The 22544-nt window shown below is 64.9% G+C and carries 17 protein-coding genes and 1 tRNA gene; 10 read left to right on the top strand and 8 right to left on the bottom strand.

Going from position 1 to position 22544, the window contains the following annotated elements; translation table 11 throughout:
• Window positions 1–5: 5 nt before the first annotated feature.
• The 5 genes from atpA to AB6B38_RS12150 all read right to left on the bottom strand — a co-directional run bounded on the left by atpA (window position 6) and on the right by AB6B38_RS12150 (window position 5106).
• A complete protein-coding gene (atpA, locus tag AB6B38_RS12170) occupies window positions 6–1541 on the bottom strand; it encodes a F0F1 ATP synthase subunit alpha (protein WP_371393122.1) in 1536 nt (511 codons plus the stop codon).
• An 8-nt stretch (window positions 1542–1549) separates the two neighbouring features.
• Window positions 1550–2110 (bottom strand): F0F1 ATP synthase subunit delta, encoded by a 561-nt coding sequence (locus AB6B38_RS12165; protein WP_371393121.1) that lies wholly within the window; start codon window positions 2108–2110, stop codon window positions 1550–1552.
• Between the two features lie 200 nt (window positions 2111–2310).
• Complete coding sequence (locus AB6B38_RS12160; RefSeq protein ID WP_371393120.1) at window positions 2311–2604, bottom strand: type II toxin-antitoxin system RelE/ParE family toxin; 294 nt, start codon at window positions 2602–2604, stop codon at window positions 2311–2313.
• On the bottom strand, window positions 2597–2851 hold the full coding sequence (locus tag AB6B38_RS12155; RefSeq protein WP_371393119.1) for a type II toxin-antitoxin system ParD family antitoxin: 255 nt from the start codon (window positions 2849–2851) through the stop codon (window positions 2597–2599). Before AB6B38_RS12155 ends, AB6B38_RS12160 begins: the two co-directional genes overlap by 8 nt.
• A gap of 65 nt (window positions 2852–2916) precedes the next feature.
• Window positions 2917–5106 (bottom strand): primosomal protein N', encoded by a 2190-nt coding sequence (locus AB6B38_RS12150; RefSeq protein ID WP_371393118.1) that lies wholly within the window; start codon window positions 5104–5106, stop codon window positions 2917–2919.
• 137 nt (window positions 5107–5243) lie between these two features.
• Between AB6B38_RS12150 and AB6B38_RS12145 the strand changes: the two genes are divergently transcribed.
• From AB6B38_RS12145 to AB6B38_RS12130, 4 genes are all read left to right on the top strand, one after another.
• Window positions 5244–5936 carry a DUF484 family protein gene (locus AB6B38_RS12145; protein ID WP_371393117.1) on the top strand — a complete coding sequence of 231 codons (693 nt, stop codon included), beginning with the start codon at window positions 5244–5246 and terminating at the stop codon, window positions 5934–5936.
• Window positions 5937–5953: 17 nt separating this feature from the next.
• Window positions 5954–6868 carry a tyrosine recombinase XerC gene (locus AB6B38_RS12140; RefSeq protein ID WP_371393116.1) on the top strand — a complete coding sequence of 305 codons (915 nt, stop codon included), beginning with the start codon at window positions 5954–5956 and terminating at the stop codon, window positions 6866–6868.
• A gap of 292 nt (window positions 6869–7160) precedes the next feature.
• Window positions 7161–7790, top strand: a complete 630-nt coding sequence (locus AB6B38_RS12135; protein WP_371393115.1) for a hypothetical protein — start codon at window positions 7161–7163, stop codon at window positions 7788–7790.
• 4 nt (window positions 7791–7794) lie between these two features.
• A complete protein-coding gene (locus AB6B38_RS12130; RefSeq protein ID WP_371393114.1) occupies window positions 7795–8091 on the top strand; it encodes a winged helix-turn-helix domain-containing protein in 297 nt (98 codons plus the stop codon).
• Here the strand turns inward: AB6B38_RS12130 and AB6B38_RS12125 are convergent, their stop codons facing one another.
• Both AB6B38_RS12125 and AB6B38_RS12120 read right to left on the bottom strand, forming a co-directional pair.
• Window positions 8092–9609, bottom strand: coding sequence for an SLC13 family permease (locus AB6B38_RS12125; protein WP_371393113.1), 1518 nt, complete (start codon window positions 9607–9609; stop codon window positions 8092–8094). It abuts the gene before it with no gap.
• A gap of 95 nt (window positions 9610–9704) precedes the next feature.
• Window positions 9705–9935: a zinc-finger domain-containing protein gene (locus tag AB6B38_RS12120; RefSeq protein WP_371393112.1), complete on the bottom strand. Its 231-nt coding sequence runs from the start codon at window positions 9933–9935 to the stop codon at window positions 9705–9707.
• A 160-nt stretch (window positions 9936–10095) separates the two neighbouring features.
• On the opposite strand from AB6B38_RS12120, the gene AB6B38_RS12115 reads away from it, so the two are divergent.
• Both AB6B38_RS12115 and AB6B38_RS12110 read left to right on the top strand, forming a co-directional pair.
• Window positions 10096–11076, top strand: coding sequence for an ABC transporter ATP-binding protein (locus AB6B38_RS12115; RefSeq protein WP_371393111.1), 981 nt, complete (start codon window positions 10096–10098; stop codon window positions 11074–11076).
• Between the two features lie 45 nt (window positions 11077–11121).
• Complete coding sequence (locus AB6B38_RS12110; protein ID WP_371393110.1) at window positions 11122–11415, top strand: hypothetical protein; 294 nt, start codon at window positions 11122–11124, stop codon at window positions 11413–11415.
• Window positions 11416–11438: 23 nt separating this feature from the next.
• On the opposite strand, the gene AB6B38_RS12105 is transcribed toward AB6B38_RS12110, so the two are convergent.
• Entirely contained in the window at window positions 11439–13439 is a 2001-nt protein-coding gene (locus AB6B38_RS12105) for a potassium/proton antiporter (protein WP_371393109.1), read from the bottom strand.
• A 164-nt stretch (window positions 13440–13603) separates the two neighbouring features.
• Between AB6B38_RS12105 and AB6B38_RS12100 the strand changes: the two genes are divergently transcribed.
• From AB6B38_RS12100 to AB6B38_RS12085, 4 genes are all read left to right on the top strand, one after another.
• A tRNA-Arg gene (locus AB6B38_RS12100) sits at window positions 13604–13680 on the top strand.
• 256 nt (window positions 13681–13936) lie between these two features.
• A complete protein-coding gene (locus tag AB6B38_RS12095; protein ID WP_371393108.1) occupies window positions 13937–14725 on the top strand; it encodes a LuxR C-terminal-related transcriptional regulator in 789 nt (262 codons plus the stop codon).
• 115 nt (window positions 14726–14840) lie between these two features.
• Window positions 14841–17471, top strand: coding sequence for a hypothetical protein (locus AB6B38_RS12090; RefSeq protein ID WP_371393107.1), 2631 nt, complete (start codon window positions 14841–14843; stop codon window positions 17469–17471).
• A complete protein-coding gene (locus AB6B38_RS12085) occupies window positions 17468–22537 on the top strand; it encodes a hypothetical protein (RefSeq protein ID WP_371393106.1) in 5070 nt (1689 codons plus the stop codon). The genes AB6B38_RS12090 and AB6B38_RS12085 overlap by 4 nt, the downstream gene beginning before the upstream one ends.
• Window positions 22538–22544 lie beyond the last annotated feature (7 nt).

Genomic DNA, 22544 nt, shown 5'->3' with positions numbered 1-22544 from the left:
GCACCCTAGCCCGCGAACCGGGTGACGAACGCTTCGAGCGTCTTGACCAGCTCGGCTTCGGACGCATCAGACAGCTTCTGATCGGACCGGATGGCGTCGAGCAGCTTGGCCTTGTCAGCGTGCAGGTGCTGAAGCAGTTCGGCCTCAAAGCGGCCGATATCACCGGTCGCGATTCTGTCGAGATAGCCGCGCGTACCGGCGAAGATCACGCAGACCTGCTCTTCCATGGAGAGCGGCGAGAATTGCGGCTGCTTGAGAAGCTCGGTCAGGCGCTCACCACGGGCCAGCAGGCGCTGGGTGGCGGCATCGAGATCGGAGCCGAACTGGGCGAAGGCGGCCATCTCGCGATACTGGGCAAGCTCGCCCTTCATCTTGCCGGCAACCTGCTTCATGGCCTTGGTCTGCGCGGCAGAACCCACGCGGCTGACCGACAGGCCGACGTTCACCGCCGGGCGGATACCCTGATAGAAGAGGGTCGTTTCCAGGAAGATCTGGCCGTCCGTGATCGAGATCACATTGGTCGGGATGTAGGCCGACACGTCATTGGCCTGCGTCTCGATGATCGGCAGCGCGGTAAGCGAGCCCGAACCGTGGTTCTCATTGAGCTTCGCGGCGCGCTCCAGGAGGCGCGAATGCAGGTAGAACACGTCACCAGGATAAGCTTCGCGGCCCGGCGGGCGGCGCAGCAGCAGCGACATCTGGCGGTAAGCAACGGCCTGCTTGGACAGGTCATCATACACGATGAGGGCGTGCATGCCGTTATCGCGGAAATACTCGCCCATGGCGCAGGCGGTGAAGGGCGCGAGGAACTGCATCGGTGCCGGATCGGAGGCCGTGGCGGCAACAACGATAGAGTATTCCATCGCGCCGTTCTCTTCGAGCGTCTTCACGATCTGGGCGACGGTGGAGCGCTTCTGGCCGATGGCGACATAGACGCAGTAGAGCTTCTTGCTCTCGTCATCGCCTTCATTGATCTGCTTCTGGTTCAAAATGGTGTCGAGCGCGATTGCGGTCTTGCCGGTCTGACGGTCGCCAATGATCAGCTCGCGCTGGCCACGGCCAACCGGGATCATGGCGTCAATGGCCTTGATGCCCGTTGCCATCGGCTCGTGCACGGATTTACGCGGCAGGATGCCCGGCGCTTTCACGTCCACCCGGCGGCGCTCGGCGACGTCCTTGATCGGCCCCTTGCCATCGATCGGCTCGCCCAGCGCGTTGACGACGCGGCCCAGAAGGCCCTTGCCGACCGGCGTGTCAACGATGGAACCCAGACGCTTGACGGTGTCGCCTTCCTTGATGCCCCGGTCGTCGCCGAAGATCACGCAGCCGACATTGTCGCTTTCCAGGTTCAGGGCCATGCCCTTGATACCGCCGGGGAATTCCACCAGCTCACCGGCGCGCACCTCGTCGAGGCCGTATACGCGCGCAATACCGTCACCGACGGAGAGCACCTGGCCGACGTCTGAGACGTCCGCTTCCGCACCGTAATTCTTGATCTGATCCTTCAGGATCGCAGAAATCTCAGCTGCCCGGATGTCCATGGCGGTTCTCAAGCCTCTTTCATCGCCTGTTTCACGCCGTCCAGCTTGGTCCGGAGTGAAGAATCGAACATGCGCGAACCCACCTTCACAGTGAGCCCGCCAATGAGTTCGGGCCGAATCTCGGCGCGAACCTCAACCTCCCGCCCGAGGGCGGTTTTCAGTGCCGTCGTCAGCTCTTTGAGCTGCGTGGCGGTCAGCGCATCAGCGCTGGCAATATCTGCTGTAACGGCGCCGCGATGGGCGGCAGCCAGTGCGGCGAAGGCCGCCGTCATGGCCGGCAGGTCGCCGGCGCGGCCATTGCGCGCCACGACGCCGATAAACTTCGTACCCAGCGGCGACAGTTTGAGCGCCTTGGCCAGCGCGGCCAGCGCCTTCACCTTGTCCTCGGCCCTGTGCATTGGGCTGGCCACCGCGCGGGCGAACTCGCCCGATTCGGCAAAAGCCTCGGCCAGAGACGCCATGTCGGCTTCAGCCTTGGCCAGCGCCTTGGATTCAAGGGCCAGATCGAACAGCGCGCGCGCATAGCGCTGCGCGGCTTCGTTTGAAATTGCGTTACCGGCGGTGGTCACCGTTTTTCGCCCGCTCTCTTCTCTGTGGTTAGCGCCAAATCGGGTCTGGTCGGCAGATCAGGCCCAAGCACTTGAGATATTGAGGTTTTTCAAAAGACCGCCTTGGCCGTGCAAGGACAGTCCCGTTCAGTCCGGCGCCCACCTAGCACAAGGGTTTGAGGGCGGCAACCTGCCCGCGCGCAAACGGCGCAGGCGGAAAGTCACGAAAACGCGGCGTGGCTGCTCTGACGGGTGTGCAGGACGCGTAATATCTCGATGCCGGAAGCCGCCTGCCGGTACCAGACGACATGGTGGCCGGCCGGAAAGCTGAACACGCCGGGCCGGACATCGCCGCGCAGACGGCCAAGGCCGGGCATGCCCGCCAGCCGGTTGAAAGCGTCATCGAGGCGATCGAGATAGCGCTCGCTTTGCGCCTCTCCCCATTCCTGCGTCGTATAACGGCCAATCTCCAGCAGGTCTTCCCCCGCTTCGGGAGAGAGGCGCCACCTAGCCATTACGCTCTTCGCGCAAGCGGGACTTGATATCGGCCATGGTCCAGTCCAGCAGATCCCCGCGCTCGGCCTGTTGCAGGCCGACATCGATCTGGGCGCGCAAGGCTTCGATATCCTCTGCTTCGGTGCGTTCAGCGCGGATGCGTTCGCGCAGGGCCTCGCGGATCACCTCGCTGGCATTGGAATAAAGCCCGCTTTCCACCTTCTCGCGGACCCATTTTTCGAGCGTTTCGGTGAGCGAGATATGCATGCCTGCCTCCATAATCTGACAGGAATGATACACAAAGTGTCAGATTATGTCGCGCTTATGCCGTCTCACAAAAACGAGTACGGCTCGATATCGACACGGGCGCGGATCGATGAGGGGAGTTTGAAGCGCGCCATCCAGGTCGCCATAAAGGCGGATACATCCACATTGCGCTGTGCCTGCACCAGAAAGCGCCGCCGGTAGCGCCCGCGCACGACCGCCAGCGGCGGTTCGGCTGGCCCGAACAGTTTCACATCATCGCTCAGTGGCGCGGCTGCAGCGGCGATTTTAGCCGTCTCCACCAGCAGGCGTTCATCGGTGCCGGACATCACCAGAGCCGCCAGACGCCCGAAAGGGGGCAGGCCGAGCTGCTCGCGCATCATGGCTTCCAGATCGAGGAAGCTGTCCCGGTCTCCGGCCAGCAGCGCCTGAATGGCTTCGTGCTGCGGTTCATGGGTCTGCAGCAGCGCCCGGCCCGGACGGTCGGCGCGCCCGGCCCGGCCCGCTACCTGCACCAAAGTCTGATAGGTGCGCTCGCCCGCGCGCAGATCACCGCCTTTGAGGCCCAGATCGGCATCGACCACACCCACCAGCGTCAGTTTTGGGAAGTTATGGCCCTTGGCGGCAATCTGGGTGCCGACCAGAATATCGATCTCGCCAGCCTCCATGCGGGCAATCAGCTCGCGCACGCCATTGGGCCCGGCGGCACTGTCTGAGGAGAAGACCTCCACGCGCGCATCGGGAAAGCGCAAGGCGGCTTCTTCCGCCACACGCTCCACGCCGGGGCCGACGCTTGTGAGCGAATCAATCGCGCCGCATTCCGGGCAGGCGCGCGGCTTGGGCATGGAGAATCCGGTCGTGTGGCAGATGAGCCGCCCGGTATAGCGGTGCTCGACCAGCCAGCGGTCGGTGTCCGGGCTTTTCATCTTGTGACCGCAGGCCCGGCACAGGACGAGCGGCGCATAGCCACGCCGGTTGAGATAGAGCAGTACCTGCTCGCCGCGCGCGATCGTTTCGGCCATGGCGGCGGTCAAAGGCGGGGAGAGCCAGTGGCCTTGCTCTGGCGGATGCTCGCGCAGATCAATCGTCTCGATCTGCGGCAAGACGGCAGAGCCCGCCCGCGCCGCCAGCCGGATATGGCCGTAGCGGCCCGCGCGCGCATTGACGAGGGTTTCAAGGCTGGGCGTGGCGCTGGCGAGGATCGCCACGGCACCTTCGATCTTGGCGCGCGCCACGGCGAGATCGCGGGCGTGATAGGTCAGGCCCTCATCCTGCTTGTAGGTCGGGTCATGTTCCTCATCGACCACGATCAGGCGCAGATTGCGGTAGGGCAGGAAGATGGCCGAGCGCGCCCCTGCAATCAGCCGTGCTCGCCCCGCCGTGATCTCGCGCCAGGCCCGGCGGCGCTCTGTTGGCCCGATGGCCGAATGCCAGAGCGCAGGCGAGACGCCGAAACGCTCTTCAAACCGGGCGGTGACGGCCTGTGTCAGGGCAATCTCCGGCAGCAGCACCAGCACTTGCGCGTCTGGTTCGCGGCGCAAGAGCTCGGCGATGGCTTCCAGATAGACTTCGGTCTTGCCGGACCCCGTCACGCCATCAAGAAGCGCCGCTTGAAAGCCGCCAGCCGCGACGAGACGGCGCAGCTGGCTGGCGGCCGCTTCCTGCCCGTCATTCAGGGTAAGGCCATCGCGATAAGGGTCAGGCGCAGGAAAAGGCTGGTCGACATCGCGTGCTTCAGCGCGCAGCGCGGCAGCATCGGCGAGCCCCTTCACCACGCCGGGCGATACGCCTGCGCGCCGGGCGAGCTCTGCCCCGCTGGCCGGTTCTTCGGCAGCCGCATCCAGTACAGCCTGACGCGCCGGTGTCATCCGGTCCGGCGTCTGGCCCGTAGGGTGGTAGAGCGTCTCGGTGGGTGACGGACCAAGCCCGCCCCGGCTGCGCAATGTGGCCTGCAGGACGAGGCCGGGGTTTTCGGCCAGATAGCGCGCCGTCCAGTCCACAAAATCGCGCATGGCGGCGGTAAAGGGCGGCGCATCGAGGCGCTCGGCAACAGGCTTCAAGGGCCGGTTGCCGCCTGTCCCGTCGCGCACCCCCCAGACGACGCCATGGCTGAGCCGTTTGCCCAGCGGCACCACAACATGATCGCCTTCGCTGACCGTCATGCCTTCCGGCACGGCGTAGTCGAACGCCTCCGGCAAGGGCAGGGGCAGCAGGACGGTAGCGATCTGAGGGGTGGACGGGTCTCGATTCGCGTTCATGCACGCACCTTAGCGGCGCCGCGCATTTCGTGCAGGTGAGTTAACGCATCTGGAACCGGTCTCATGCAAAAGTGCCTGCATAGACAAGCGCCCCCGCCAAGAGGGGCCGGCAACAGGATGGATGGATAATGATCGGCATGAAACGCATGCGCAGCAACGCTATGCCCGCAACCCGCAACACAGAGGACACGCCGGACTGGCGCAGCGCGATACTGGCCGACCCGTCGCGCGTGCTGGCTGATGGCGAGCTGATGAATGCGCTGCTGGGGGTGCGTAGTGATGCGAATGTCGCCGATCTCAATGCGGCGGCCCGCGCGCGCCTGCAGAGCGAAATCACCCTGCTGAAGGCGGCCAATGAAGATTTGCAGCATATGCTGCGTGGCAATCTCGCTGCTCAGGCGAGCGCGCATGCCGCGGTGATGGGCCTGATGGACGAGCCGACACTGGCCGCGCTGGACCGCCGCCTTGCAGGCCATACAGCGACCACGCTGGGTCTTGAGGCTGTGCGTGTCTGCCTTGAAGGCATCACCGCCCTGCCGCGCGCGATCGCCATACTGCCCGCCGCGCCGGGCCTGAAAGCGGCCATGCTGGGCGACGCGTCCGAACGCCTTGGCGCGCCAGATCCGCGCCTTTCCGGGCCGATTTACGGTGTACAGGCCAGCCGGGTGGCGAGCGAAGCCGTTATCGCGCTGGAGGGCCGCGGCTTTTCTGGCGTTGTGTGCCTTGGCTCCGCCCGGCGCGATGCCTTCCGGCCCAGCGATGCCGCCGATCTGGCCCATTTCCTCGCCCGTATTCTCGAACGCCGGCTGGAGGCCCTTCTGCCGAGATGACGCAAGGCGCTGCCCCGATGGCCCTTGTGGCCGGTTTCCTCGCGCATATTGAGGGCGGGCGGCGCTATAGCGCCCATACGGTGAAAGCCTATGAGCGTGATCTCGGCCAGTGGCTCGCCTTTCTGACCGCTCACAAGGGCCGGGCCGTCACCTCAAAAGACCTTTCCACCCTGACAGGCACGGACTGGCGCGCCTGGCTGGCTGACCGGCGCAGGGACGGGGCAGGCCCGCGCACCCTGCAACGTGCCCTCTCTGCCGTACGCAGCTTCTACGCCTTTATCCGCACCCGGCACGGGATCGACAATGCCGCGCTGGCACTGGTCGAGGCGCCGCGCGCGCCGCGCCGCCTGCCAAGGCCGGTCAGCGAAGCGGCCGCAAAGGCCATGCTGGACGATGCTGGAACTGCCCGCGCCGAAGCCTGGCACGGCGCACGCGATACAGCTGTGCTGGCCCTGCTCTACGGGGCGGGGCTGCGCGTATCAGAAGCGCTTTCGCTTATGGGCCGCGATTATCCGCTGGCTGATGCCTTGCGTATCACGGGCAAGGGCGGGCGCACGCGGCTGGTGCCGGTGCTGGAGCCTGTGCGGCAGGCCGTAGAGGCGTATGTGACGCTCTGCCCCTATCCGCTGGCTGCAGACCAGCCGCTCTTTAAGGGCGCACGCGGCGGGGCGCTGAATGCGCGCGCGGTGCAGCGCTGTGTCGAGTGCATGCGCGGCGCTCTGGGCCTGCCCTCCACCGCTACGCCCCACGCCCTGCGCCACGCTTTTGCCACGCATCTGCTGGCCGGGGGCGGGGATTTGCGCGCGATACAGGAATTGCTGGGTCACGCCTCGCTTTCGACAACCCAGATCTATGCCGAGGTGGATACTGCGCGCCTTTTGTCGGTCCATGCGGCTACGCATCCACGGGCGAGGCGGGCGGCGGGCGGATAGCGCTTTGCTGCTGCTCCCTTCGTCATTCCGGAAAGCGCGCCAGCGCTTATCCGGAACCCAGAGCTTCTGGAAAAAGCTGGGTTCCGGGTCTCGCCTCAAGCTCGCCCGGAATGACGAAGGGGAAGGCAGCCCAGCCCTGCGCGCAGCGAAACAATTTCCCGCCCTTATCCCCCTTCCGATCTTCCTGTCGTCTCCCTCTCATAAACTTTGTGTTGCAAAGTAGTTTGAATTGTGCCATTAAAGCGCGAGCTGATCCGAATCAGCGCATTCGCCGTGTGAAGGAGCCGCGCCCATGAATACCGACCGCAAGACCGCCGCCCGCGCAGACCTCGCCTATCTGCGAGAAATGGCCGAGGCCGGCGCGAAGGCGCCCCTGCTGGGCGGTCGCTTCATGGTCTGGTGGGGCGGGCTGACGGGCGCGGTGGCGTTTGCTCACTGGCTGATCATTACCGGCACGCTGGATTTCGGCGCGCAAGCGCTGTGGCCGCTCTGGCTGGGCTATATGGTGCTGGGCTCCATCGGCAGTGCGATACTTGGCTGGTCCGTGCGCAACAAGCCGGGAGCGGGCTCGATGGGTAACCGGGTACAACAGGTATTATGGCCGGTGCTGGGCGGATGTATCGGCCTTTATTTTGCAGGGCTGGTGGCCGGCATGCTGACGGGTCTGGTGCCGGGTGCGCTTATCAACACCATGCTGCCGATAGCGTTTCTCGCCTACGGGACAGGCTGGATGGTGGATGCGCTGCTGTCGCGCGAGCGGCTGCTTCTGGTGCCTGCCATCATCACGCTGGCCGCCGCCTTCTTCGGCACTGCGCTGGTGATGACGCCCTGGGTCTATCTGGTCGCCTCGGCCGGTATGCTGCTGGGCACGTTCATTCCGGGCTTCTTCCTGATGGCAAGAGAGCCGCGGGACGTGGTGTAGGGCGATGGCGGACTTCAACTCCTCCGATCTCGATGATGTCATTCACGGGCGGATGCGGCTGGGCCTGATGGCCTATCTGTCCGGGGTCGAGGCAGCGAGCTTTGGCGAACTGAAAGAGCGCACCGGCGCCACCGATGGAAATCTGTCCACCCACCTTAGAAAGCTGGAGGACGCCGGATATGTCGCCATCACCAAACGTTTTGTGGACCGCAAGCCGCGCACTGATGCGTCCCTGACCGATGCCGGGCGCAAGGCGTGGATGGCCTATCTCGATGACCTGAAAAAGCTCGTCGGCGAGTGATCAGGCCGGAAAGACCATGGGTGCCAGGAAGCTGGCGAGCATGGCGATGATCGGTGCGGCCACGATGTTGATCCGGAAGCCTGCCTTGATCATCTGGCCCATGGTGACCGCCCCGCTGGCATAGACCACGGCATTGGGCGCGGTCGCTACCGGCAGCATGAAGGAACAGCTCGCGGCCAGTGCCACCGGCAGGATGAGATGCTCAGGCGGTACATTGGCCGCCGCCGCAACGCCGCCCAGCACGGGCAGGAAGGCGGTGGTGGTAGCCACGTTGGAGGTCAGCTCGGTCAGGAAGACGACCATGAAGGCGAGGATCAGCACCACGATGGGCAGCGGAAGGGCCGCCACGATGGCGAGATGAGAGCCAATCCAGCCTGAAAGCCCCGTCGCATCCATTGCATAGGCAAGTGACAGCCCGCCGCCGAACAGGATCAGCACGCCCCAGGGCAGGCGCTGGGTGGTCTCCCAGTCCATCAGCGCCTTGCCGCCATTCTCCTTGCCGCCTGCCGGGATCAGGAACATGGCCAGCGCCCCCGCCATGGCGATCTGCATGTCGGAAAGGGTAGGCGTCACGGGCAGGCCGATGGCCGAGGCAATCCACGACAGAAGCGGGTTCCAGCCAAAGCTGATATCGGGAAGCCCGATCAGCACGCCCGGCAGCTCCCGGCCCATCCAGAGCAGCGCCACCGTGCCAAAGGCCAGCGCCACGCGCTTCTCCGGCGTGGTCATGCGCCCCAGCGCGGCGCGCTCGGCAAGGATAAGGGCATGGCCTTCCCCGCTGCCGGCACGTGACGGCACCTTGAAAGCAAAGCGAGTGAGGATGATCCAGGCTGCCGGAATGATGAGGGCGGCGGCTGGCAGGCCCACCATCATCCATTCAGGAAAGCTGATAATGCGCTCCGTGGTGCGTTCCAGATAGCCCATGGCGATGAGGTTGGAGGGCGTGCCGACCGGCGTTGCCAGCCCGCCAATCGAGGCCGAATAGGCGATGGCGAGCGCAAGGGCAGGCGCGAACATCTTCGTGTCCACGCCTTCTTTCTGGACGGCCTCGGCCACTTTCAACGCGATGGGGATCATCATCAGCGTGGTCGCCGTGTTGGAAATCCACATGGACAGCACGCCCGAGGCGATCATGAAGCCCAGCAGCATGAGCGAGGGGCGCGAGCCGAACCACGCCACGACATTGAGCGCGATGCGGGCATGGAGATTCCACTTCTCGATGCCCAGCGCGATGATGAACCCGCCGAGCAGCAGGAGCACGATGGGGTCAGCGTAGGGCACCGCCGCCTCGCGTACGCTGACAATGCCAAGAAAGGGGAAGAGCGCGACCGGTACCAGCGCCGTTGCCGCAATCGGAATGGCTTCGGTGGCCCACCAGCTGGCCATCATCAGGGCCAGCGACAGGCAGACCCAGGCTTCGCGCGAGACGCCTTCGGGCACGGGGATGAGCTGAACGATGACCGCCAGCGTGATCCCGGTGACAAGACCTATCCGCCGGGCGGTCCAGCCCTTCGCCATACTATGCCTCCCGCAAACCTCTGCGCCGCTTGCGGGCGCTTTTCGGAGAGCAGTTAAGCCGGATTGATGTTGTCAGGGCAACCGCCCGGACTGGACTAATGGCCGTCCGATCCGGCTTTCAGCACGAAGCGGCGGTCGCAATAGAGGCAATCGACGAAATTCTCGTCGCCCATATCGTACCAGACGCGCGGATGGCCGAGCGCACCGCCACCGCCATCGCACATGACGCGCCTGGTGGAGACCTCGATCATTTCCGGCGGCGGGAACGCGGCCACGGGTGCCTTGGGAGCCGTCGGCTTGGCAGACTTTTCGCGGGTACGGGCCATCGGTATCAGTCCTTCGCAGGAAACGCGCTGTGCAAGGGTTGCTGACCGGCCATGGACGCCGGTGTGCAAGCCTCTTAAGTTCCACCCTGCTTTAGTTTTAGCCGCTGGCTGCGTCAATCGGCGCCAGCGTGCATGGCTCACACATCAAGGCCCGCGCGACATGACCCAGCCCAACCTGCCCGATTATGCCATCATCGCCGAGGGCCTTGAAAAGACTTATGCCGGGTCGAAAAAGCGCGAGCCCAAGCAGGCGCTCACCGGCATTGACCTGAAAGTGCGCCGCGGCTCGATCTTCGGGCTGCTGGGGCCTAATGGCGCAGGCAAGTCCACCTTCATCAATATCCTCGCCGGGCTGACCAACAAGACCGGCGGCACGGCCAGCATCTGGGGCCACGACATCACCACAGCCGCGCGTCAGGCGCGCGCCTCGATCGGCGTCGTGCCGCAGGAAATCAATATGGACGTGTTCTTCACGCCCTTTGAGACGCTGGAGCTGATGGCCGGGTTTTATGGCGTCCCCAAGGGCGAGCGGCGCTCCGATGAATTGCTCGACGTGATGGGCCTTGCCGAAAAGCGCAATGCCTATGTGCGCCAGCTATCGGGCGGCATGAAGCGCCGCCTGCTGATCGCCAAGGCGCTGGTGCATAACCCGCCCGTTCTGGTGCTCGATGAACCGACAGCGGGCGTGGATATCGAGCTGCGCCGCCAGCTCTGGGAGTATGTGGTCAAGCTGAACGGGCTGGGCGTCACCATCGTGCTGACCACGCATTATCTCGAAGAGGCGCAAGAGCTGTGCGACGAGATCGCCATCATCGATCAGGGCCGTGTCGTGGCGTGCGAACCCAAGCACAGCCTCTTGCGCCGTCTGGACCGCAAGACCCTGATTATCGAAGCGGAATCGGCACTTTCGGCCATTCCCGCCGGGTTTGAGGATCTAGATGCGGATTTGCGCGATGGCGCGCTGACCATCACCTACCGGGCCGGACAGACATCGGTGGGCGATCTCATCGCCCGCTTCAATGAAAGCGGCCAGCGTATCCGTGATCTGAGAACCGAAGAACCCGACCTGGAGGATGTTTTCCTCGCCCTGACGTATAATAGCGGGCAAGGTGGGGCACAGGAGGCCAAGGCGGCGCGCTGATCGCTGCGCTGCGATGAGGGTCCAAGCCATCCGGGAGAACCGGTGATGATGCGTTTTTTCAAGTCAGTCGGCGCTGCGAGCCTGTGCGCTATCGGTCTGGGGCTGGCGTTTATAGTGATCTTCCAGATCCAGCCGGTGTCTTTGGCGGGATGGGTTGTTCTGGTAGTGCTCGCACTTGCCGCCTTCGTGACCGCACTCGTGGCCTATCGCTGGATGATGGGCGCGGAGTTTTATCCAAAAGACGCCGAAGCCGGGCATGGCGACCGCTATATGGCCGGGCTGGGCTTTGGCAGGGGCCGGGGCGCACGCCGCAGCGAGGACGATGCGGACATCTCCTAGCGCCGTGCCAGCGATGCGGGCAGCTAGCTCTCTTCGGTAAAGCGGTTGTCCTGACCCGGATCAAACCGTGCCAGGCCGGCACTGTTCAACACGGCACGCACCTGGGCAGCATAGGCGTCCCCGCTTTCAGCATATGGCCCGACGAAACCGACCAGGGCTGGTCCTGTAGGGCTCTGCCCATTCGCCCGCAGGGCTGCCCGCTCGGTGCGGAAAGCGGCAAAGTCGCGATGGGTGTTGAGCACATCCACATAGTCGGTCGCCGCTGCGGTCAGGCTGGGGAAGCGGCCATCGCGCGCCGAGCGGCCATATAGCGTATTGCGCGCCAGCGCCGGACTGCTGGAACCCCAGCCGGTCGCCAGCGCCGCCTGGGCAGCCCCCAGCGAGGGCGGCACGATATCGACGCGGGCCAGCAGATCATCGAGATCGTCATAGCGGCCGCCATAGCGCCTTGCGAGCGTGTCGCGCCGCGCCTGCTGGGGCAGGCTCAACGGGATGCCGGCATCCTCCTGCGCGCGCATGACAAGCAATTGCTCGCGCTCCTCCATGATGCGCTCATTCTGCGCTGCGACGAGACCTGCCGCTACGCGGGCGAAGGTGTCGCGGCGATGGGCCGGGTCCATCTGGTCCCAGTCTGAGGGGAAGCTTTCAAGGCGCACCGCGCGCGGACCACCCTCAGGCCCCAGCGCGGCCAGAAGCTCACGCATGTTAAGCGGCGCAATCGCCTCGCGCCCGGTATCGCGCTCGTTGGCGCCAAACGACACCAATGCGCTTGCCAGCGTGAAGCCGACCGCAACGGCCGCGATCATGCCGGCATTGGCAAGATTGCCGCCCCGCGCCAAGGGCGGCGCGACCTGGAACAGGCGTGCTACCGGGCCTGCGGTCCAGCCCTGAATAACCAGCGAGGCAATGACGACGGCAAAGGCAGCGGAGAAATAGAGGTTCGCGTTCTCCACCCCTGCCAGCACCGGAAAGGCGCCAAGAAAGATCGGCACCGCCCCGCGCAGGCCCATCCAGCCGATAAAGGCGCGCTCATTGATGCGGAAGCGCTCCGGCGCCAGGCAGACAAGCACAGCCACCGGACGGGCAATGAGGATCAGCACGAAAGCGAGTCCCAGCGCGGGCAAGGCCACTTCAGCTGCGTGGCTGGGCGTGACCAGCAGGCCCAGCATCAGGAACAGGCCGATCTGGGCGATCCAGGCCAGCCCGTCGGAAAAGCGCGCCGTGGCTTCTGCTGCCCGGCGCTTGGGCGCGGAGGCCATGGCCACGCCAGCGAGATAGGCAGCCAGGAAGCCAGAGCCGCCAACCACTTCGGCAAACGCAAACAGAAACACCGCCGCTGCGGACGCAAAGATCGGATAAAGCCCGATGGGCAGGCCGATCTTGCGCTCGACATAGGCAATTGCGCGCCCGCCAAACCAGCCCAGCGCGCCGCCCGCCAGTATGGCCCAGACAATGGAGAGGGTGGCGATAAGCGGATCGGGAATGCCCTGCCCCGTCAGCCACGCCACGAAGGCGACCACAAGGATCACCGCCATGGGATCGTTGAAACCGGATTCGGCCTCCAGCGTGGTCGCCACGCGCGGGCGGGCCTTGATATCCTTGCCGGCGATCAGCATCAGCACAGCGGCCGCGTCAGTGGACAACACGATGGCGCCCATCAGGGCGGCCTCGACCCAGCCCAGCCCGAACAGGTATCTGGCCGCGAGGGCGGTGATGCCCGCAGTGATGATGACCCCCAGCGTGGCAAGGCTGAGCGCGGGCCGCAACACGCTGCGCAGGCGGCGCAGCTTGGTTCCCAGCCCGCCATCAAACAGGATAAGCGCCAGCGCCAGCGATCCGAAAAGATAGGCTGTATCATGGGCATGGAAGGCGATACCGCCAGGGCCTTCCTCGCCCGCCAGCATGCCGATAACCAGGAAGATCAGCAATAGCGGAGCCCCGGCCTGCCGCGTTGCGGCAGCCCCCGCAATGGCGAGCAGGACGAGGCCCGCCGCCGCAAGCAAGATGAACTCTGCTGAACCCATGATATCGTCGATATAAGCGGTCGCGCCTGAGCATGGAAGCGCGAAGCCTGCCCGTCACGCTGCGGCCGTCATGGCTGCTCTGCAGCCGGGCACGCCGGACAGGTTTTTGCGCGGCGTCAGTCCATTGAATAGTCCCGCGCGGCCCTGTAAGAGAGCGGGGCAACGCACCCGTAGCTCAGCTGGATAGAGCGCTGCCCTCCGAAGGCAGAGGTCACAAGTTCGAATCTTGTCGGGTGCGCCATTTTTGAACGAGTTATACCAGTCGGGCTGGCTCCTCTCCTGTTGCTTAAACGGCTTTCGAACCGGTTTGCGCCAAATCGCCTCTCCGGTTACCCCCTCTTACGCCTCTGCTGGCACATTAACCGGTTGCCAGGTGCAGGCGCGCCGTTTCCAACTGACATGGCCCCAAAATCAGTGCATGGGTATCCCTCGTGCAGGACTCTTCCTCCGGCAGACCTCCTGCGCCCCAGCCAGACACGTATCGCCTGGGGGAGCGTATGGCCGACCGCAAGTTCAGGCGGATCGTCACCGCCGCCGATGAGCACGGCAAGTCCCGTGTCCTGAGGGATTCGCATATCCTGCCGTCCGATTTCCGGGCGGTGCACTGGTTTACAAGGCGCAATGCCGACGCCTTGCGCGACCCGCCCCACCAGGAAATCGCGGGACTGCCGCTGGCACCGCCCAGGGGCGCGACCACCTTCCAGTTCATCATCGTGCCGCCCGACCGGCCTCATGTAACCCGGGAACAGCTTGATGCCTACTACGCCACCGTGTTTGACGGCACGGACACGGTGCGCGTCGACACGCACCGCCATCCTGGCATGCACCGCACCGATACGATTGATTATATCACCGTCCTGCAAGGTGAACTCACCCTCATCCTGTCAGACGATGAGGTGGTCCTGAAACCGTTTGACACTGTCATCCAGCGCCATACAGCCCATGCCTGGGCCAATCGGGGAGACATGACGGCCGTGTTCGTCGCCATGACAGTTGATCTGGCTCTGGCCGGAACCGGTCAAGCCGGGGAAGCCGACAGGCTGGAGTTCGCTGCCCTTTACGGGCTTACGCCGTCCGAACTGGCGGTGGCACTGGCGCTGACGGGCGGTGCGAGCCTTCAGGATATAGCCGCTGAGCGCGGCGTGACGATCAACACGGTGCGTACGCATGCGGCACGCCTACGCGAAAAGCTCGGCGTTCACAGCCAGGCCGACATTGTTCGTACCACGTTGGTCTTTCTTGGGGCCGTGACGAAAGATTCGGAAATGCCTCATCCAAATGGATGACGACGAAATGCGGTGACAGGGCATGCTTTGCGGCGTTGCCTGCCGCTGTACGCGGCCCATGCAGGAGCGCGCCGCCTTGCTTGTCCGGGATGTTCTTTCGCCTTGGTTGCGAAGCTTGCTGGCCACGCTTGCCGTCGTTTTCGGGGCATCCCTGGCGCTGGCCAGGCAGGACGCAGCCGGCGGGGCAGATCATCCGCTGATCGCGCGCTATGACGGCTCTGTCATTATAGCCCACCATGCCAGCGCGTTCGACGAGTTTGACATCGCGACCGGCCCGCATACCAGCTTTGAGCCCACGCTGACGGACTATCAGACGGTGGAAGGGGCGTGGACGCGGCTTCTGTATGTCGCTCCCGAAGGGCGCTCGACGCTGGATGTGGTTCGCAATTATGCGGCCTCTCTGACTGAGTTGGGGTTCCAGGAGCTGTTCACCTGCCGGGGCCGGGAATGCGGCATGGGACCAGACCCGGCCAGGGCAGGCTCTGCCATCATCCGCTCGGCGCTTCTGCCACGCGAGGATATGCGCCGTTTCGGACGGACCGTCGAGTTCGCTTTCACCCAGCCCCAGGACGTGCGGTTTCTGTCTGCCCGGCTCGACCGGCCGGAAGGGGCTGTCTACGTCTCGCTAGCCGTGGCCATCGAGGCTTTTGACAATTTCAGGCTTACCGCGAACCGCGTGCTCATACTGCTGGATGTGATCGAAGCCGGCGAGCTGGACGAGAGCATGGTACGCGTCGATCAGCCTGTGCAACCGGACGAGGTCCCGGCTGCGGCCGCAGCGCCCGAACCCGATTTCGGCACATTTACGCCGCCGGAAATCCCGGACCTTTATGTACCGCCAGGCGGTGCAGCACCGGCAAACGCCCCGTCCCTGCAAGACGTCCTGGACCAGATATACAGCCCTGAAATGGAGGCCATGCGGCGGGAAGCTGAGGAACAGCTTGATGCTGTTTTGCGGGCACGCGCCCGGCCCGATCCGGTCATCGCCAATCTCACCCCCGAAGACAGGGACCAGGTGATGGCGCTGGTCGAGCTGGTCAATGATTTTGCCGCGGAGATCAGGGACCGGCAGGCGCGCTTTGATACCGAATTGTTTGATGCCCGCCGACCGGAACGCCTCCTCGAGGAGGCGTTCAATGCCGAGGGCGCAGAGCGCCGGTCCCGCTACGTGGCGCTTGACAATCTGCCGACCGCCAGCAGATCGGATAGTGGCCCGCCCGTCCACATTCCCTCCATCCTCGGCGGAACAAGACGCGCCGATTATCTCAATCTCAAACAGGATGTTGTTCATTGCTTCGAGAACATGGTTCCTCATCAGGTCGCCGCGCATACCATTGATGCCTGTGCGCGATATTGGGCTGACCGGCAGCCGGGCGTGCGCCCTGAAAACTGCCTGTTTCACCCCAACAACCAATGGAACGACCGCAACGACATCATCTGTCATACGCTGGACCAGCCGCACGACTGGATTCTGTCCAGTTACGGCGAGCGCGACTGGTTTGAGGACAAGCTGGACCAGCGTGTCATGGTTGATAACAGCGAAGTGGTCCAGCCTGGCGAACTGCCCAACCGTCTGCGGGTTCAAAACGCGGTCTATTCGCCTTACATTTCAATGCTCGAAGCGTTGTCCCGCTCCATAGGCAGCCGCGAAAGTTCGATCTCGATTTTCACCATCGGCCTGCGCACGCACGGCGATCCGCGAAGGTTTTCGGACGATGACCCTGACTTTCTCGCGGCCGGACTGAACGCCGACAATGAATATGTCCTGCATCCGGCGATGCGTGAGGCGCTGACGGCGATGCAGGACTACATGACCGAAGCGCGCGATAGCTGGCGGACCTATGAGGCGGCGATCTACCGCGAATGGCCGGTGCTGCACGCAACTGCCCTTGCCCGGCGCGACGCCTATGCCCAGAGCCTGGGGCGGTTACAGGAGCCACTTTACGCCCAGCTTCTGGAGGTGTGGAACGCCACACCGCGCGTCCATTATGCTGCTCCCGAGCTCACGCCCATCGCCTTGCAGGATCTCCTGCGCGAGGCACAACGCGAGAGCCAGACCCGGTACACCGCCTTCGTGAACAGGAACACGCGAGCGCTTGCCGAAATTGAACGGCTGCGCGATTGCATCCGTGCATTCGACAGTCCCTTTCGCGAAAACCGGATCGAATGGGACCGGAGGATATTTCACAATCCGCTCTTCATTATCGTCGAGGCTGCCGGGGAGCTGGAGCCTCACTCCGAGCTTTTGTTGCCGCTGCAACATGAACGGGGCCAGACCGACGGCCTGGCCGTCGCCCGGCCTGCCAACGGCGTTCACAACATGCCCGCCTGGGGCGGGATCAGACTGGCCGAATGCGGGCTCATCATCGGGCCGCCAGAGGATAGTGGCGGACTGGAGATCAGCGGAGCCGACGCGCCCGAAGATCCCACGCCCCTGCTTCGCCTCGCCATTGCCGTTTTCCCCGATGAGCCGGTCCGTCCGACGGTGGACGAGGATGGGCTGGGACCGGAATTGACAGAACCCCGGTATGAACCTGTTGCCAGCATCCATTACGGCCACCCGGTCCATATCGAGGCCGTATTTGAAACGGCCCAGCCGCTGGAGACCTACCGAGTGGCCGTGGAGACACCGTTCGGGCGCACCGACGTGGTTGTCGAACGCACAGAGGATGACCCTCTACTCTATCGCAGCGGGCCGCTCGTTTTTGCCCACGCAGACGGGCGCAGCGCGGAGCGAAGCCCATGAGCGAGACCAACCGCTTGCGCCTCCCGCCCATCCCGCTCGTCCCCGCCGGCATCGCCGGAGCGGGCATCCTGGCCGTCACTGCCGCGGCCGCGTTCCTCCTGCTCACGGGCGGCCAGGATGACGCCACGCCGCCCGAACAACCCGAAAGCGTCATCGCTGCCGGCGAAGCTGCCGACTCCGGTGAACTTTCCGGCAGCTGGATTGTGCAATATCCCGACCGGTTGCTAGGCCGCATCAGCGGCCGGGCCATTGTGTCAGAGGACGAAAGCCAGGTTACCGTCCGGCTGACCCATCCGGTGACCGGCGAGCGCCACACGCTGCGTTCGACTTCGCTCAGCCGTTCGGGCAACCGGTTGCGCGTCACGCTGGAAGGCAGCTCGCCAGCCGCCCCATCCGCCTACATGCAGCCAATGTCGGGCGAGGTATTGCGTGTCGGCGAAGGCCACCCGCTTGACCGGCCCGGACCGGGCGGCGTGACGCTGACGCTTCGTGACGCCGAAGCGGACGTGGAACTGCTGGAGCCGGAGGCCCCGCCGCGCGATACGGTGGAGCTTGATCTTGCCATTTCGCATGGCGCGCTGTCCGGCGAGTGGGAGCAGCGCGTGCATCCCGAAACCGGGCGCGATGACAGCGGCTCCGGCCGGCTGGGCGAGTTCTCCTATCTCGACGACGGGACCGGCCTTGCCGTCCAGCGTGGCCCGGAAATCTGGACGCGGCCGGAACCGGTCATCCACATGGCGGTGGTCAATGCCGACCAGCATGGGCTGCTGACCTCCGGTGCGCCGCGCTTTCCCTACCCCTGGTCCGGAGATGGCACCGGCGTTTTGCACCCCGATACTGCCACGCGTTACATACTGGTGCTGGGCGAAGACCTGCCGGTAGAGGTGGGTGAGCCGGTCCGGCTGGAGAGCGCCAGCGAAGCGATCAGCTATTATGTCCACGCCAAACCCTATCGGTTTGACGACAATCCGGCGCTGCGGCCACTGCTGGATGCCGCGTGGAGCCAGATCGAATCCGGCCTGCGCCAGCAGCTTCTTGCGAGCAGCCCGTCGGGCGCGCTGACCGCTACAGATCAGGCACGCATGGTGCAGCTGATGACCGAGCTGCGGCAGATGGATTTCATCCTGCTGCGCGCGGAACTGGAACCCGGTGCCCTGCCCGGAGCCCATGACTTTACTCTCAATGGCGCTGCCGGTTCGTGGGTGTTGCGCTATGGCAATATGACCGGCCAGTTTGCCTTTGCGCGGCCGCTGCCCGGTGGCGGCGACGCGACAGCGCTCAGCGAGCCGGTGAGCTTCGCCTTCGCGCCCGACCTTCTCTATCTGGAAGTGCGCACCACGGTCGATATTCCGGTCGAGACGTTGCGCTTTCAGGTGTGGGTGAACAACCAGCCCCATCTGTTTGACGGCTGGCGCGATATCACCGCTGTCCGGCTGGCACTGACCGACGAGGACGAAGACGATCTGGCGCTGCGCCGGGCAGTCGCGCGCGAGGCCGGGATTGATCCGGGCACGATACGGCCTGTGCGCACCTATCGCTCCCCGCCTGTCGCGCTAGTGACTGCCGGAGCCAGTGCAGCGGATGCGGGCACGATACCGGGCGTGGAGCCGGGCTACCGGATACCGGTCAGCACGGGCGATCTCGTGCGCGGCGTTCTGGCGACCCCGGACGATTATCGCGTCACGCCCGCCTTCGCCGAAGTGCGCGTTGCCGCCTCACCCGGCGAAGTGACGGCCTGGACACTCGGGCCGGATGCGGGTTCGGCGCTGGGCTGGACCCCAGCCGTGGCACAGGCCATGGCTTGCGCCAATCTCGAGTTCGAGGTGCCAGTCGATTTCGAAGCCTCGGCCCGGCGCGTGGCGCGGGCCTTCACCAACACGATAATCCTGCAGGGTGAACGGCGGCAGCTGGAGATGCGGGTGGGCGATCATGCCGCCATGCTGATCCTGCGCGACACCTTCATTGAGATGATGACCGCGCAGGAGCGGGCTCTGGCGGCCATCCGCACCCCGGCCGCCATCGCCAGCTTCCGTGCAGAGACAGGCCCGGCCATCGCCGCGGACAACCTCCATCCGCTGGGGCAGCTGGAGATTTCCGGACCGGATGGCTCGCGCCTAGATTTCAGCTTCACCTTTGCCGACGATGCTTTCCTGCAGGGCCGTTTCGGCCTCGATGCGGCAGGGCTGGCGGCATGGCGGGAGCAGGCCACGCGCGAGGCGCTCGCCGCTTATCTGGCCGAGACCCGGCGCGCGCTCCAGCTGGCGCGAGCAGTCAGGCCGTGCGGCGATGAGCAGCGCCTGATCGAATTGACCGGCCGCGGGTTTGACGGCGTCTATCAATACGCGCTCGGCCGCCTCGTCACCTTCCAGCCGACATCGCTGGCACCTGGCGATTACGCCAAGCCGGATAGGGCAGCACGGGCCTGGCTTCTTGGCGTGCCGGTGTTTGCCAGCGCGCTTCAGGCCCAGCAGGCTTATTCCTCTGATGACACCCGGGCGATCATTACAGCGACGTCGCTGGCCACCGGCATTGCGGGCGCAGCAGGCGGGCTGGCCAGCGCAGGGCTGGGGCTGCTGGGCGGTGTGGAAGCGGGCGGCGCTATCGGCGCGTTCGCCTATTCGGCCGCCGTTCTGGGACAGGCCGGGTCGGCACTAGCACTTGCCACCGATGCGGCCTCTGCCGGTATGGTCGCCGTGGCACAGGCCTCCAACGTCAGGACAGCCGCTGATGAGGTGCGCTTTGCCAGAGCAGCCGCCCTGTCCATCGGCACCATGCGGCTGGAGGAGGCTATCGAGAACGAGCCGGGCTTCGCCGATATTTTCACCGAGCTGTATCAGGAGACCCTGACCGCCGCGCTAGGCAATCTTGATATCGCGGCTAACTTCACCGTCCTGCGCCGGTTTGGAACCTCATCGCGTTATGTGACGCATACCGGCGAGCTGATCGCATCAGGCCGCCGGACGGCCGGGCAGAACGCTGCGGTCAATCGCGGGCGCGAATTGCTGGGCAGCGTACCGGCCGAGGCGCGGATCACAGCAGCTCCTCGCGCGTCAGGTTTAGCCGAGCCACCCGCCATTGATGCGCGTACCTTCGATGCCGCCTATCCCGACGGCCAGCAGCTCGCCGCGCCGGTCAATATCGATGCTGCCGCCTTGCGCAATCCGGCCAATCCCTCGCGGCTGCTCGATCCGGCCGAAGTGGCCCCCGACCCTGGCGTGTTCGGCGGTCGTGGCGGAGATACCGTCGCGGAAGGGACAGGCGGAGCATCGGCTGCCAGCGCCCCGACGCCAGAGCCGCCGCGCACCGTCGCCGAGTTTGCCCAGCGCAACCAGCAGGCGGTGGACGCCTACCGGGCCGCACAGGCCGAAGCAGAAACCGTTTTCGCCGCTGGCGGTGAGCTTAGCTCCGGCCAGATCGCGCGGCTGGAGAGCGATGTCAGCCACTATATGGCGCAGTCGCTGCTTTCCGAGGCTGCGCGCGAAGCCCAGCGCGCAGGTCTGAGTTTTGCCGAGATCGAACAGATACTCGCGGGCCGCACCGACATCTTCAATCCGGTAACGGCGCGCCTCGCCCTTGTGCGTGATCTTGAATACGCCGCCGTGCAGCGTCTCGGCTATGTCATCGTGCCCGAGCCCGATGCTGTGGAACTGCTCGGCTATATCACCCGCGCGCTCAATGAAGGGCCGGACGCGGTGGCCTTGAGCGGCATGGACATGGTGCGCCTGCGCCAGTGGATCGGCACATATGCCGCCTCCGGCTTCGACTTCTTCGATGCGCTCGGCCGGATGGGCACGTTCAGCGATTTCGTTGAAACAACCGTCCGCACCAATCCCGGCGCCGGTTTCGAAGCGCTGACGGATGCCACCGGTATCGACGCGTTGCGCCGCGCGATGCAGCGCCACGGCCTGGTGGGCCGGGAGGTCGAGCAGGTGATCACCAATACCCGCCGCAGCCAGCCTGCGGTAGTATCAGGATTGTCGGATGCACGGGCACGCCCCCGCGCCGATGCGGTTGATCTGGTGGCGACTGTCGCAGCTGCCCGCCGGACGGCGTCAGGGCTTGGCGAGGCGGCACTTGACCAGACCGAGCGCACGGCCCTGTCGCTGGCGCGCGAGGCTCTGGCGGAGGCAGGTTCGGCTGGTGCCCGGCCTTCATGGGCGCGCGCTCTAGACGAGAACACCTATGCCTTCCTGCGCAGATTGTCGGCGCGCGAGGATGTGCGCCGCTTCGCCCAGTCCCACCCCGCGCTGATGGCCGAGATTTCGGCTACCGAGGCCGGGCGGGCGGCCCTGATCCGCCTGCCCTATGACAGCGTCGAGGAACTGGCAGCCGAAGTGGCGCGTGAAACCCGGCGCATCCGCCATCCGGTCCCCGGCTTCTTCGATCAGCTGAGACCCGGCCAGCCTGACCCGGCCGGCATCCATATCCCTGAACCGCGCCGGACCAATTACGGTGACTTCTTCCCCGATGCCCCGGACAGGCAGTCGGTATCGCTGGTAGCACAGGTCAACGGGCGCGATGTCGCGACGTTCGAACGCTCCGTCCTGGCGCTGGAGGACGGTGGCAGACAGCTCATCATGGAATACGCGATGGCCCGCACCGCCCCACGCTATTTGACGGGGCTGGATGTGCATTCCCTGCCCGATCTCGGGCGCACGCCGATGGCAACCTACATGAATGTGCGTGCGATGCAGGAGCTGGGCATAGGCTTTGGCGACCCCGCCCTTGTCAGCGTCAAGATGAGCGAGGTCTATAACGCCAACACGGCGCTGGAGCTCGCCTGGATGCGGCGGGTGTATGGGGAAGAAAATATAAGCGATTTCCTGCGCCACACCCATTCGGTGCGCTATGCCGAAAGTGCGCTGAACCAGGCCGGATACCGCGTTACCGACGTCCGTCTGACCAAGCCGATCTCGCGGGAAACGGCGCGGCAGGCGGTGGGCGGCTCGTTCTTCCACTCAAACCTCTCGGGCGAGGAATTCCTGCGGCGCTATGGCATCGCGCCAGACGAGATGATCGAATCGGGCTGGGATATAATCATCGACATCGCTCCGGTCACGTTCTAGCCAGAAC

Source organism: Glycocaulis abyssi (genome assembly GCF_041429775.1).
Lineage (GTDB): Bacteria > Pseudomonadota > Alphaproteobacteria > Caulobacterales > Maricaulaceae > Glycocaulis > Glycocaulis abyssi.
This window is presented reverse-complemented; position numbering and strand designations above follow the sequence as displayed.

What these genes read in the sequence shown, in the direction of transcription:
- atpA (WP_371393122.1), bottom strand. Translation starts at nt 1,541, where the DNA reads ATGGACATCCGGGCAGCTGAGATTTCTGCGATCCTGAAGGATCAGATC.
- AB6B38_RS12160 (WP_371393120.1), bottom strand. Translation starts at nt 2,604, where the DNA reads ATGGCTAGGTGGCGCCTCTCTCCCGAAGCGGGGGAAGACCTGCTGGAG.
- AB6B38_RS12155 (WP_371393119.1), bottom strand. Translation starts at nt 2,851, where the DNA reads ATGCATATCTCGCTCACCGAAACGCTCGAAAAATGGGTCCGCGAGAAG.
- AB6B38_RS12150 (WP_371393118.1), bottom strand. Translation starts at nt 5,106, where the DNA reads ATGAACGCGAATCGAGACCCGTCCACCCCTCAGATCGCTACCGTCCTG.
- AB6B38_RS12145 (WP_371393117.1), top strand. Translation starts at nt 5,244, where the DNA reads ATGAAACGCATGCGCAGCAACGCTATGCCCGCAACCCGCAACACAGAG.
- AB6B38_RS12140 (WP_371393116.1), top strand. Translation starts at nt 5,954, where the DNA reads ATGGCCCTTGTGGCCGGTTTCCTCGCGCATATTGAGGGCGGGCGGCGC.
- AB6B38_RS12135 (WP_371393115.1), top strand. Translation starts at nt 7,161, where the DNA reads ATGAATACCGACCGCAAGACCGCCGCCCGCGCAGACCTCGCCTATCTG.
- AB6B38_RS12130 (WP_371393114.1), top strand. Translation starts at nt 7,795, where the DNA reads ATGGCGGACTTCAACTCCTCCGATCTCGATGATGTCATTCACGGGCGG.
- AB6B38_RS12125 (WP_371393113.1), bottom strand. Translation starts at nt 9,609, where the DNA reads ATGGCGAAGGGCTGGACCGCCCGGCGGATAGGTCTTGTCACCGGGATC.
- AB6B38_RS12120 (WP_371393112.1), bottom strand. Translation starts at nt 9,935, where the DNA reads ATGGCCCGTACCCGCGAAAAGTCTGCCAAGCCGACGGCTCCCAAGGCA.
- AB6B38_RS12115 (WP_371393111.1), top strand. Translation starts at nt 10,096, where the DNA reads ATGACCCAGCCCAACCTGCCCGATTATGCCATCATCGCCGAGGGCCTT.
- AB6B38_RS12110 (WP_371393110.1), top strand. Translation starts at nt 11,122, where the DNA reads ATGATGCGTTTTTTCAAGTCAGTCGGCGCTGCGAGCCTGTGCGCTATC.
- AB6B38_RS12105 (WP_371393109.1), bottom strand. Translation starts at nt 13,439, where the DNA reads ATGGGTTCAGCAGAGTTCATCTTGCTTGCGGCGGCGGGCCTCGTCCTG.
- AB6B38_RS12095 (WP_371393108.1), top strand. Translation starts at nt 13,937, where the DNA reads ATGGCCGACCGCAAGTTCAGGCGGATCGTCACCGCCGCCGATGAGCAC.
- AB6B38_RS12085 (WP_371393106.1), top strand. Translation starts at nt 17,468, where the DNA reads ATGAGCGAGACCAACCGCTTGCGCCTCCCGCCCATCCCGCTCGTCCCC.